This window comes from Spirosoma humi (assembly GCF_054776575.1).
On the sequence record NZ_BAAHBR010000008.1, the window covers coordinates 912,974 to 926,098 of the forward strand.

Consider the following 13,125-nt stretch of genomic DNA (forward strand, 5'->3'; position numbering starts at 1 on the left):
CGTAAGTTTCAGTATTAAATGGCCGATAGTCAGGCTATTCTCTCCGGTACCGATGCCGAAATAAAGTACTCAGCCACTGAACGGCCAATTGGTTTACGTAGAAACTAGTCAGGTAAGCCCCCAAACCCTTCCTTTATAGATATGCAGCCACCCAATAAACCACCCGTACCCGTTGTCGCTATCGGCGCGTCGGCGGGTGGAATGGAAGCCTTCTCCGAGCTACTGACGAACCTTTCGCCTACCACCGGGCTCGCCTATGTGTATATTCAGCACACGAGCCCAAATCATGAAAGCCAGCTTGCGGCCGTTTTGGGCCGGTTAACCCAGATGCCGGTTCTGGAAGCCGAACACCTGACCCCGGTAGAAGCCAACAAGGTGTACATTGTACCACCCAACAAGCGCATGGAAGTTGTCGATGGGGTACTGACCCTGATGCCCCGTCGTCGGCAGCCGGAATCGGTGCCGGACAAAGGCCAGCTTTTGCCCATCGACCAGTTTTTTGTCTCGCTGGCCGAGCGGCAAAAGGAGGGGGCGATTGGGGTTTTGTTGTCGGGGATGGCGCACGACGGTACGCTTGGCCTGAGGGCCATCAAAGTGGCAGGGGGCATCACCTTTGCGCAGGATTCGACAGCCAGGCACCTCAGTATGCCCCAATCGGCGATTGCTGAGGGCGTTGTTGACCTGGTGTTATCGCCCAAAAATATAGCTGCCGAACTGGAACGGCTGAGCCAGAAGCCAGCGGTCTTCCTGCAAACGCATCTGGTCGAAGCCCAGGTCGAATTGGCGTCGGATGCCGATGAATCCCCGGAGGAAGACTTGCGGGCTATTATTCTATTCTTGAAGAAAGCCATTGGGGTCGATTTTAGTCAGTATAAAATGACCACAATTCGTCGGCGCATTATCCGGCGCATGGTACTTTACAAACAGGAAACCCTGAAAGCGTATCTGCACTATTTACGGCTGCACCCAACTGAAGCTGGCCTTCTGTACAATGATTTGCTGATCAACGTGACCAGTTTTTTCAGGGATAGAGAAACCATGAACTTCCTGAAAAAGGATATACTGCCTCAGCTCCTCCGGCAAAAACCGGCTTACCAGCCACTTCGTATCTGGGTGCCGGGTTGTTCGACCGGGCAGGAAGTCTATTCACTGGCTATGCTGCTTCTGGAAGTAGCGGCCGAGGGGGCACACACGATCCCCATTCAGATTTTTGCGACCGATCTGAGCGAGAATGCCATTGACCGAGCCCGGCAGGGGACCTATTCGCTGAGCGAAGTGGCTGGCATATCGCCCCAGCGGTTGCAGCGTTTTTTTACGAAGAACCAAACCAGTTACCAGATTAGTAAGTCGATACGGGACCTGTGCGTTTTTGCCCCACACAATATTTTTAAAGATCCGCCTTTTTCCCGAATCGATTTGGTCAGCTGTCGAAATCTGATGATTTATGTCAACACGGTTTTGCAGCGGAAAGCCTTGATCACCTTTCATTACGCCCTGAATCCCGATGGGTATTTGTTGCTGGGGAAGTCTGAAACGGTTGGTCCTACTGTATCTTTGTTTACACCCGTTGAAAAGAACTACAAATTATTCCGCCGTAAAAATGAGCGGTCGAGCAGTATACTCGTTAGTGAAGCTATACCTGATCGCCCAAATGGGGAGCCACCAGCCCCGATAATAACGCCTAGAGCAACCGAAACTATTAGCCGTAGACATCAATCAGGTAAAAGTCGTCAAGCAGTGAATGATTTAGATAAACGGGTCGATCAAGTGTTACTGAACCACTTCATGCCTGCCAGCGTACTGGTCGATCAGGAGTTGGATATTTTACAGTTTCGTGGCGAGACGAGCCTGTTCCTGGAGCATGCGTCGGGCCGGGCTAGCCTGAATTTGCTCAAAATGGTGCGCCCCTCACTGGCGTTCGAAATACGGAACTCAATTCATAAATCCCGAAAATCGGGCCAGCCCGTGCATAAGTCTGGCCTGCCGATTACGGTAAATGGGCGAAATCACCTCGTTTCTATCGATGTGCTACCCGTTAACGATGGAAGCGAAGAACGGCTGTTTCTGATTCTTTTCCAGGAAGTTTCTCCGTCCGTTCCCGTTGGTGCTGAGCCGGGGAATGGCCACCATAACCACCTGGAAGAAGAACTGTCCGTTGTTCGGGAAGAGATGCGGGCCATCATCGAAGAACATGAAATAGCCAATGAAGAGCTGCAATCGGCCAACGAAGAGATTGTAAGCAGCAACGAAGAACTGCAAAGCATTAACGAAGAGCTGGAAACGAGCAAAGAAGAAATTGAATCCACCAACGAAGAGCTTCAGACAATTAATCAGGAGTTGCAGGTTCGCAATGATCAGCTTACGGAAGCCTACATGTATGCCGAAGCTATCTTTTCGACCATCCGGGAAGCTACGCTGGTGCTCGACAAAGACCTTCGGGTGAAAAGCGCCAACCAGGCTTTTTACCAGATATACGGCATGCGGGAGGAAACGACCGTAGGGCGGCTGATCTATGAAATCGGCAACCGGCAGTGGGATATTCCCCACCTGCGCGAATTGCTGGACGAGGTCTTTCGACGGGATACGTTTATTCAGGGGTTCGAGATGAAGAACGTGTTTCCTGACGTCGGCGAAAAAGTAATGCGGGTACATGCCCGCCGGGTTATTCAGCAGCAACGGCAGGAAGCGATTCTGTTGGCTATCGAAGATATTACCGAGCAGCAACGGGTACAGCAAATGATGGAAGAACGCCAGGTCTGGCTGCACAACATCATCGACTCGGCACCCACGCTGATCTGGGTGGCCGGGGCCGATAGCCGGTACACCTTTTTCAATAAAGCCTGGCTCAACCACACGGGCCGTACCGTAAGCCAGGAAACGGGGCAGGGCTGGGTCAAAGACATTCATCCCGAAGACCGCGCGGAGTATGTCGCCTTGTATAAAACCAGTTTTATTGCCCGAGAGCCGTATCAGGCCGAGTACCGCCTGAAACGAAGTGATGGGGAGTACCGCTGGATGATGGAAAACGCACAGCCTACCTTTGGGCCCGATGGCACCTTCAGCGGCTTCATCGGCACCTGCGCCGAGGTGCATGTCCAGAAAAGCCTGAATCAGGAGCTGGATAGCCGGGTACAGGAACGGACGCACGAACTGACCGAAGCCAATAATAAACTAGTGGCGGCCAATGGCGAACTAAGCCGAACGGCCGAAAATCTGCAGGCCGTTCTCGATACGTCACCGGCCGCCATTGCTTTACTGAAAGCCGTTCGTTCGGAGCAGGACGACGTGATTGACTTTAAGCTAATGGTCGGGAATCAAAAATTTGCGCAGGTTGTGCGTGAGCCTATGAAACGGCTCACGGGCAAACTAGCCAGTTCACTGGCCAATGGTTTGTGGCAGGAAGAAACGGTGGACCAGCTTCGGCAGGTCCATGCCAGCGGGAAAACTGCTTATCGGGAGCAGCAGGAGCGGCTCGGCGGGGAGGAGCGATGGATCAGCCTGTCCATTGACAAACACGACGATGGGATTATTCTGACAGGCCTGGACATCACTCCGCTGAAGCAGGCCGAACAGCAGCAGGCTCGCTGGCTTCGGGAACTGGAGCGTTCGCAGCAAACCATGCAGGATCTGGAGCAAATGCGCCGGTATGTGCGGGAGCGGGGCGAGTTTCTGCGCACAACTTCCCACGATCTGCGGGGTAGCTTTGGGGTCATTCAGGGGGCGGCTTCCCTGCTGAATCTGATGGATACCAAAGAAGAACGGGAGCAAATGCTCAGTATGCTGAACCGAAATCTAGGTCAGGTAACCTCCCTGCTAACGCAACTGCTCGACTATTCGCGGCTGGAGTCGGGTCAGGAGCAGGTATTCAACCAGTTCTTCGATGCGTCGACACTTCTGCGCGAGCTTAGCCAGAGTATGGCGCCCGTTGCCGCCGAGCGGGGGCTTGCGATCCAGGTAGAAGGACCGGATACGTTGCCCGTAACGGGCGACCAGGTGAAGGTTCAGCGGATTGCACAAAACCTGCTGCTTAACGCCCTGAAATACACCCAAAAAGGAACCGTAACCCTCGCCTGGGGCGCCAGTGACGACGAGGGCTGGCAACTCAGTGTGCAGGATACGGGGCCAGGCATGCCCGAGCAAACGGTCCGCCAGTTGCTCAACAAGCCTGAAACGACGCCACGTAACTATCAGGAACAGTTTGTGTCACCGGATTCGGGTGAAGGCATTGGTCTATCCATTGTAAAGCAGCTTAGTGCGCTGCTGAAAGCCCGTATTCAGGTAGATAGCGATGCTGGTGTCGGTACGTTGATTCAGGTACGGTTTCCCTAACGCGCTCAATGACGCTGACCGATGCGAAGCCGCTGCTATCGAGCGTGTTTTGTATCGGTCAGCATTTTGTAACGGATGTAAAAAAGCAAGAAGAGTATAAGGCGGTTGCAAACGCATTCGTCGTTACGCTAACGGATTTTATAGCGTTGGGTAAGTGTCAGTCAGGACACTTACCCAACGAGCCTATTGCTGGCGTTGTCGGGTCAACTTAGCTGGTGACGGTACACTGCTTTGGTGCGCGGCTCAATCGTAAAACCAGGATAATCGCCTGTTTTTAACCGATTACCAACGAGGCTGCTGAGCGAGCGAACAGCGTTTGTCTTATCAAATTTATTTTGCCATTCAGCTAAATAAGCTCGACAAACTGGATTCAGATTCAATACCTAAAAATGCTTTTATTAGTTTACTGGTTTTTTCTTACCCTGTTTGTTGCGTATATACTTTGTCGTTCAGGGGCGAACTGCTTGAATAGCTTCTAGCAGTGTCTGATAGAATTCTTTATGGTTAATCGATCGATTATTCAGAGTCTGATTCCTTTCTTTCTGGCTTTTCAACCTGAATGGCTTCTCTAAGGAGCCAAGTATAAGCGTTTGACTCTACTTATATCCGTTCTTCAGAAAGCATTGGTTTAAAAAGCCGGTGATCTTTTACTTTTTATATTTATTAATTTATATAGTGTATACAAAAAAGGGCCTTGCCGCTAATTAAAAGTAAGCTTTCTGCGCTTTTTAAGCCATTGAGGTGCACGATTTTGAGATAATTTACTGTAAATAATTACTTATTAGTAACAATAAAAGCATTATTCATATAGTATTTGGTAGTCATTAAAAGCCGGTCGTCGCTACGAATTGAAAAAACAATGAAATTTGATTTGTAGGAGTTGGGGCAACTGACTGGCATTATCGACGTTTTTCTGGCCATTCAATAACCTCGAGAACCTCCGTTTGTCATTACTTTTTGTGAGTTCAATTGCTTGTCGCACCTGATTGGTTTCAGGCGTCGGCAAGCGGTCTGCTTTATCAATCGTAATAATCCCACCGTACTTAAACATATTATGGTTAAACTATCTGATCGCGAACTTATTACGCACTATATATCAACGGGGAAAGAGCAGTACTTTGCTCAGCTCTACATTCGCCACCGCCAGCGGGTTTATCAAAAGTGTTTATTTTATACAGGTAATACGGATGATGCGGAAGATTTCGTACAGGATATTTTTGTACAGTTGACCCGAAAGCTTACCAGTTATAAAGGAGAGGCAAAGTTTACTACCTGGCTTCATTCCGTCACGGTAAATCACTGCATTGATCAGTTGAGAAAGCAGCGGCAGAGCCAGACTATGTGGCGGAATTATCAGTATGATTCGGTTCTGGTGACCGATTGGGCAAGCTCTTCCGACGAGGTATACTTTCAGGCCTTTGAGCAGGTTCTTAATCAATTGCCTCAGTACCAGCGTGACCTGCTGCTGGATAAATACAGAGAAGGGGCTCCGATCAAAGACATCGCCTTTCGCCAGGATATAACCACCAGTGCGGTGAAGATGCGGATTAAACGAGCGCGTGAGTATGCCCGTACCCTGTATGATAAAATCCTGGCTGAACAGGAGTACTGATTTATTTTCCGAATTTATACCCAACAGGCAAGTTTGTCTGGCTGAATGGTTTCGTAGCTTGCAGCGATTTTCTCAAGACTATGAAGCTGACCTGGACATTCTATCCCAAAGGAGAACCCAGCATCACACTGACAGTTGTGTATGTTCCTCAGTTGGATGAATTTACGGACGCCGGTTACCTGGAGGTGGATGCTAACACTGCTTATGTAAACTGGACTCATTTCCGGGTTTTTAATTCAACGGATCAATCGGCGAAGAAAGCGCTTTTTGGTTCCCTGATCCGGGTGGATCGATTTGATACTAATAACCCAGGGCAACGTCAGATTTTTTAGCTGATCTACAACGGGATGCTCTGCCATAACCGGTCAAGGTTATGGCAAAGAAGCCATCGTTTGTTTACTATTGTCAAGGACATGGTTAGGCATAGACCGGATGCTATTTTTTTTAAACCCTCGCCTTCTTTCATCGGTTTTCTAGGGGATAGTTCGCAAAAAACGAAACAGCTATGAAGACGGTTAGATGGTATTCGCCGGGGGGCGAAGGAGAGGAAGGAGGAAACAGGGCAATTGACCGCGAGTCAATTTTACGTCAGGAGGGAACGCACGAACCGGGAGATACGCCTTTGGAGGATCAGGAAGAGCTACCCGGCGGATTTATTCACGGGCATGTCGACCAGGGTGAGGACGACGAATAAGCCAGCACATTTTGCGGAAATCATCCGTAAAAACCCTTTCAACGCAAGTAAGCTATTTTCCAAAGAGCAGGAAGTAGCTTACTTGCGTTTGTTTGTATAGAGTAGAAAATGTACCAGTAAGCCCGATCCTGACCGAGTCGAGTTTAAATCTGGTATCGCCATGTCGTGCTTGTGTCGGCTCACCTGATTATAGATGACTATTGGTTATGTATTACGTGTTCCTATACCTGCTCTTCTTGCTCTATCGGACCAGCGTTCCGCCCAAAGTGAATGGATTGGGAAGCTATTCGATTGGTATTACTACGCCCGAATCATTGGAAAGACCTGCCTTCATAGAAGAAGATCAGATTTATGCCAAGGGAACGCTAACGCTGGCCTGTCCGCATATTCGTGTGTTTAAGGCACCGGCTGCGGACGTGGAAGGCATCCGGGTGAGCAACCTCTCGTTGACTTTTTATGATAACAAGTTGTTTGCCATTTCCTGCGACTCTAGCCCTGCGTTAATGACCGCTTTTATCGATAAGTACGGGAAAGGCGGCCTCCTGTCGAAAATCAACTTTCCACAGTGTGCCAAAAGACAGGACAAGCCTCTGATGGTTGGGGGCGAAAACTGGAAAAATGGTGATATTCAGGCAGTGGCTGTTCGGGTGGAAGGCTACACGGCCGATTGCCGACAGGAAGAAATTACCTGGTTGATGATTGCCAGCCAACGGATTACGGCCCTGTCATCTGAATGCGATCTGGGGGCTAGGCAGGACTTGTATGATCGTCTGATCGATGGGCAGCGTCCATGAACAGAACAGGCGCATCGACCAGAACGTGAATTAAGGGCTTGTTGACGTACTGATAAGAAACTGTCCTGACTGAGTATTTGTACTTATTGGTAAGGCCTTCTGGGTCAGGCAACAGGAAAGGGATAACTACCAACTCGCGTTACTTACTAAACTGTATATTTTTCTTTAAAAAACGCTGGTTCTAAAAGAGCCAGCGTTTACTTTCTATCCACACTTCCACACATCGCCAGTTATACCGATGCGGGAGCGACAGTAAAATTACTTGGTCGGCTGATACTCGGTTAATCTGAATTTCACTGATTTATATACTATTTTCATAATTAGGATAAAAGCCAGTATTTATTGTTTAATTGTTAGTTGCATACGTATCCAGCCCCTTCTGCTTACCGGACCTGCCTGAGCCATACTCAAAATCCCTTCTTTTTACCGGAATACCGTCTGTTTGTACCGCGTCTTGCAGGCTCGCTCCCCATAGCTTTGTGCCAACAAAAACAGGAAATTTCTTCAGCTAAGCTATTGAATTACAGGTCTATATCTAGATTGCTTTAAGCCATGCTTGAGCCATGACTACCTCATTTAGCCTAAAGCCGCCTTAGCGGCCTACTGCCCGAACTGTCCTATTACCAAGCATAATCATCTACAACTATGAAGGCAATTAACCGCGCCATACTGGCCGCACTATTCAGTTTTGTCATGACACTTTCAACGACCCAAGACGCTTCGGCTCAGGCAACAGCCACCGGCGTAAAGAATGTAGTACTGGTTCACGGCACGTGGGCCGATGGCTCAAGCTGGGCCAAAGTAATTCCCTTGTTAGAGGCTAAGGGGCTAAATGTCATTGCGGTACAAAACCCACTCACGTCGCTGGGAGACGATGTGGCGGCTACCAAACGCGCTATTGAATTAATGAAGGGTCCGGTTTTACTGGTTGGCCACTCCTGGGGCGGGGTGGTCATTACCGAAGCCGGTAACCATGATAAGGTAGTCGGGCTCGTGTACGTAGCCGCAGCTGCGCCCGATGAAGGTCAGTCATTCCTGGAACTGGTACAGACGGCACCATCCACGCCCGGCAATGACGAAATCAGACCTGATGCGTATGGATTTGTCAGTATGACCCCTAAAGGGATCAACGAAGATTTTGCGCAGGATCTACCTGAATCAGACCGGAAATTGTTGATTGCGACTCAGGGCCCACAAGCGTTCACGGCACTGAAAGAAAAAATCACCAAAGCAGCCTGGAAAAGTAAGCCTTCCTGGTACGTGATAGCTGCCAATGACCGGATGATTAATCCGGATCTGGAGCGGACGCTGGCCAAGAAACTGAAAGCGACTACCCTTGAGGTAAAATCCAGCCACGTGGCCATGCTGGCTCAGCCGGAGAAAGTAGCTGCGTTTATTCTGGAGGCTGCCAAAAAGGTGAAATCCATGTAAAGAGTACCAGAACGCCCGCTCTCGGAATGGCTTAAACCAGGTCGGGAGTGGGCACTCTGATTTTGGGAAATAGACTATACTCAGGTCGCAGGGAGACAGTTGATCGTTTAGGAAGAATCCGCTCATTGAATACCAGAATAAGCTATGTACCAAAAACAGACGACCATTCTACTGACCGATGATGATGACGATGACCGTTATTTTCTGCGGCAGGCTATCGAGCGGATCATTGGCTATTCGGCTATCCTGGAGGCCAAAAATGGGGAAGAAGCATTGGACTTGCTAGGAAGACACCTCATTCAGTTAGTCATAATGGATATGAACATGCCCGGATTAAGTGGCCTGGAAACCCTGGCATCCATTCGGTCGAAAAGCCAGCTGTTTTCTACGCCCGTCGTTATGCTCTCCACCAGCGATCAGCCCGAATTAATAACGTCAGCCTACGCAAAAGGAATTAACTCCTTTATCAGGAAACCAGCGCGAGTAGGCGAATATGACCGGATTGCCGATGCGCTCAAAGTCTGTTTTCTTTCACTGCCATTGGGTTAATCGCTAGTGAATGAATGACAACCAGACGGTATTACCAAGCTAGTCTGGAAGCCCGCCAGGAGCCTCAATGAAAGACAAAGTTCAACTACTAACCAGTCACTAACCAACTATGGATAACCGTATTTTAGGGCTTCATCACATCACGGCTATTGCTAACAACGCTCAGCGTAACTATGATTTTTATACCCATGTGCTGGGCCTACGAATGGTGAAAAAGACCGTCAACTTCGATGACCCCAGCACCTATCATTTTTACTATGGCAATGAATACGGAACGCCCGGTACCATCCTTACTTTTTTCCCTTGGGAAGGCATCGGACCGGGTAAAAATGGCGTGGGTATGGCGACGGAGATCGGCTATTCCGTACCGGTAGGAAGCCTGGACAACTGGGCCGGGCGCTTCAGGGAGTTTGGTGTAGCTATGGGTGAACAAGCCGAGCGGTTTGGCCAAACCTATTTGCCCTTTACCGATCCGGATGGGCTAGCCATTGCTCTGATTCAGCATTCGGATACGCGACCCGCCTGGGAAACGGGAGACATCAAACAGGATATGGCAACCCAGGGGTTTCACAGCGTCACCCTGAGTCTGCAAAAAATTGACGCAACTGCCAGCGTGCTGACCGATATTTTTGGCTATACCCTACAAGGGCAGGAGGGGAATCGCTACCGGTTCATTACGGATGCCATTCCGACAGCCTCTATCGTTGATTTGCTGGAAGAACCAACCGGTACAGTAGGCAGGAATGCCGCTGGAACGAATCATCACGTTGCTTTCCGGGTCGCAAATGATACCATCCAGATGGAATTTCGGGAGAAGATTCTGAGCAAGGGGTTACAGATAACCCCCAAAATTGATCGTGATTATTTTTTCTCGCTTTATTTCCGCGAGCCAGGTGGTGTCTTGTTTGAAATCGCCACCGATAATCCCGGCTTTACAGTCGACGAGCCGTTGCAGGAACTGGGCAGTCATTTGAAACTTCCGAAGCAGTACGAGTCGTCCAGAGCACGTATTGAAAAGACGCTCCCAAAAGTGGCCTCCCACTAGACAAATAAATTCATGGCCGATCCAAAACGGGCACTCAACAAAGGGGTAGGGCACGGGGTATTCAGCCAACATGAGGACGGCAAAAAAATGGGCGGATGGTCATTGAAGAAGAAAAAATAGCCTGGATGCGATGGGCACATTTTAAGTAGACGGAATTCGAATCGAAGAATCAACTAACCAAACGAACGTATCAAATGGAATCAGAGGCAATAAATAGCGAACCATTCAACCCAAATACATACGCAGTCGTTCCGGCTAAAACGTTTGAGGATCTGCGCGTTGGCGATGTGTTTCGTGCGCCAAGCCGTACGTTGACCGATGCCCATGCATCGGCTTTTCAAACCGTTTCCTGCGACAACCATCCCGTTCACTACGATGTTGAATGGGCGCGCAAACATGGGCACACGGCACCCGTTGTCCACGGGCTTCAGGTACTGGCCTTCACGGCCCCCGGTGCGACCTTGTTTCCGCATTACATCGGTGAGGTGTTCATCAGTTTCAATGAGGTATCCTGCCAGTTTTTGAAAGAAGTGCATTCCGGTGATACATTATACTCCTCTTTGGAAATTATAGACCTCATTCCCCAGGGTGCTACTGGCTTAGTGGTAACGGCGGCAACAGTGTATAACCAGCGGGGGGAGCTTGTACTGTCTGGAAAACATAAATACCTCTTACGGGCCCAAAACGCATAGTATATCAGGACAAAGAGATCATCCTTACAACTGAGTCGCACTTTATCAAATAGATTCTACTGGCCCGCGTAGGCCAGTAGAATCTATTTTTTTTAGAAGCTTATAAAAAAACTACAGTCGACCGCAACTCCAACGCCTGCCTCCAAATATAATGGAACCTCCAAATAAATTGGAGGTTGGCTATAAAGCTAGCTATTAGATAGGATGTTGATTATCAATAATTTATCTTGAAATTTTCATCTATATTCTCGTAAGATAAAGACTGGCATTTTTATTGGCAATGTAGTTCGTAGTGGTTAATTCAACTTAGCTCCATATCAAACACTACCCATTATGAAACGTAGCATCCAGCATGAACTCCTGACCGTCCACGTCGTTGAAACCAGCCAATGGGCTTTTCCAATTCATGATCATAATCATTTTGAACTAATCCTGATTCGAACGGGTAACGGGCAACACGTAATCAACGGAAACCGATTTACCTACCAGCCTGGCGATGTATTCTTTTTGGGGCCTTTGGACAACCATTATTTTGTCGTTGACAAATTGACCAGTCTTTGCAGCATCTCCTTTACCGAGCTCTACATGAACGGCCTGACCACACTCCGTACAGACGGCTGGCCACAAATCAGAGAGCGGGGACTTACGGCCAGCCAGCAACTTGCGGGTAGTATCATTACGGACCGTACTGAGCAGAAAAATCTGAATGCGCTTGTCGAGATCGTGTTAACGGAACAGAATAACCACCGGCCGCTGGTTTCCAATCAGATTGTTGACGCGCTGATGAAAACGATTCTGAGTTTGGTCGATCGTCAGCTCCATCAGCAACCGGGCTTACCGGCAACGAATAGGCATTCGGCATCGCTTATGCAGCGAATGGGTGCGTATATCTGCCATCATATCACCAGCCCGGATCACCTGCGCATGGAAAAAATGGCGGATGTGTTCAATTACTCCCAGAGCCATTTGGCTGCCCTGTTTAAACAACAGGCCGGTGAATCCATCAGTCAGTACATTATTCGCTATAAGCTTCAACTGGTTGAGACGCGGTTGCGGTTGAGCGGTATGAGTATCTCGCAAATAGCTGATGAATTTGGCTTTACCGATATCTGTCATCTTAATAAATTATTCAAACGGTATTACCGAACGACGCCCACGGAGTACCGGCGCAGCGTACTCGTTCCTGACCGCGTCAGAGACACGTATGTACAAGCTTCGTTCAGTCTATCACCTCAGCTCACTTACTCGTAAAGGCTTGTTTACTATACTGTTAGTCACTCAACTTGAGTGGCTAACAGTATAGCTTATCGTTCGCGTATTCTCATCGATCTACTTCAACTCAACTGCTATGGATTCTACGCTCGACACTTTTTCGGTCCCGAACGGGCCTGTTACCGGTGCGGTAGAGCTCGTTGAATATGGTGATGCCTTATGCTATGGAAGCCAGCATATTCGAAAAGTTATCTACACGATACTGGACCAGTTTCAGGATCAGCCCTTTACGTATTCGTATCGCCATTATCCCAATCCGGCGAATGATCAATCCTTACTAGCTGCCGTGGCTACCGAGGCCGCGAAGCGTCAAGGAAAATTCTGGTTGATGCATAACGCTTTATTTACCCAGCCGCTTATCAATTGCTCTACTCTGGCCGCTCTGGCTCCAGCCCTAGAGCTGGATCTGCCTCGGTTCCTGCATGATTTGGTAGACGATAGCGTATACAATCTAATCAAAACAGATTGGCAAACAGGCTATCAGTTAGGCGTTCGCTATCCACCGACTCTGTTTATTGGCGGCCAATTATTTCATGGTAAACCCACGCAGGCTCGCCTGGCACCCGTTGTTCACGCTCATTTAAGTCATTTCAGGCTATCGGTCTTGAATACGGTCGATCAAAAGAGCGGAGTGGTGCATTGGGGCCGAAATGAATTCGGCTAAAATGCCCCTTTACTAACGGAATCTCATTCATTAAGATGCTAAC

The 13,125-nt window shown here is 48.9% G+C and carries 12 protein-coding genes; all 12 read left to right on the forward strand.

Annotated features, from left to right (window positions below):
• Positions 1-141 precede the first annotated feature (141 nt).
• The 12 genes from ACYU8Y_RS12530 (at position 142) to ACYU8Y_RS12585 (ending at position 13,082) form a co-directional block, all read left to right on the forward strand.
• On the forward strand, positions 142-4,329 hold the full coding sequence (locus ACYU8Y_RS12530; protein ID WP_460937621.1) for a CheR family methyltransferase: 4,188 nt from the start codon (positions 142-144) through the stop codon (positions 4,327-4,329).
• Between the two features lie 8 nt (positions 4,330-4,337).
• Entirely contained in the window at positions 4,338-4,541 is a 204-nt protein-coding gene (locus ACYU8Y_RS12535) for a hypothetical protein (protein ID WP_460937623.1), read from the forward strand.
• 842 nt (positions 4,542-5,383) lie between these two features.
• On the forward strand, positions 5,384-5,941 hold the full coding sequence (locus tag ACYU8Y_RS12540; protein WP_460937624.1) for an RNA polymerase sigma factor: 558 nt from the start codon (positions 5,384-5,386) through the stop codon (positions 5,939-5,941).
• A gap of 80 nt (positions 5,942-6,021) precedes the next feature.
• Positions 6,022-6,273: a hypothetical protein gene (locus tag ACYU8Y_RS12545; RefSeq protein ID WP_460937626.1), complete on the forward strand. Its 252-nt coding sequence runs from the start codon at positions 6,022-6,024 to the stop codon at positions 6,271-6,273.
• A 173-nt stretch (positions 6,274-6,446) separates the two neighbouring features.
• The gene (locus tag ACYU8Y_RS12550) at positions 6,447-6,635 is read left to right on the forward strand and encodes a hypothetical protein (protein WP_460937628.1); all 189 of its coding nucleotides are present in this window, start codon (positions 6,447-6,449) and stop codon (positions 6,633-6,635) included.
• A gap of 206 nt (positions 6,636-6,841) precedes the next feature.
• Positions 6,842-7,429 carry a hypothetical protein gene (locus tag ACYU8Y_RS12555; protein WP_460937630.1) on the forward strand — a complete coding sequence of 196 codons (588 nt, stop codon included), beginning with the start codon at positions 6,842-6,844 and terminating at the stop codon, positions 7,427-7,429.
• 645 nt (positions 7,430-8,074) lie between these two features.
• On the forward strand, positions 8,075-8,860 hold the full coding sequence (locus ACYU8Y_RS12560) for an alpha/beta fold hydrolase (protein ID WP_460937632.1): 786 nt from the start codon (positions 8,075-8,077) through the stop codon (positions 8,858-8,860).
• Positions 8,861-9,004: 144 nt separating this feature from the next.
• A complete protein-coding gene (locus tag ACYU8Y_RS12565; RefSeq protein ID WP_460937634.1) occupies positions 9,005-9,409 on the forward strand; it encodes a response regulator in 405 nt (134 codons plus the stop codon).
• Positions 9,410-9,518: 109 nt separating this feature from the next.
• Entirely contained in the window at positions 9,519-10,454 is a 936-nt protein-coding gene (locus ACYU8Y_RS12570; protein WP_460937636.1) for a ring-cleaving dioxygenase, read from the forward strand.
• A 194-nt stretch (positions 10,455-10,648) separates the two neighbouring features.
• Positions 10,649-11,146 (forward strand): MaoC family dehydratase, encoded by a 498-nt coding sequence (locus ACYU8Y_RS12575; protein WP_460937638.1) that lies wholly within the window; start codon positions 10,649-10,651, stop codon positions 11,144-11,146.
• A gap of 333 nt (positions 11,147-11,479) precedes the next feature.
• Positions 11,480-12,397 (forward strand): helix-turn-helix domain-containing protein, encoded by a 918-nt coding sequence (locus tag ACYU8Y_RS12580; protein ID WP_460937640.1) that lies wholly within the window; start codon positions 11,480-11,482, stop codon positions 12,395-12,397.
• 97 nt (positions 12,398-12,494) lie between these two features.
• Positions 12,495-13,082, forward strand: coding sequence for a DsbA family protein (locus ACYU8Y_RS12585; protein WP_460937641.1), 588 nt, complete (start codon positions 12,495-12,497; stop codon positions 13,080-13,082).
• The last annotated feature ends 43 nt before the right edge of the window (positions 13,083-13,125 follow it).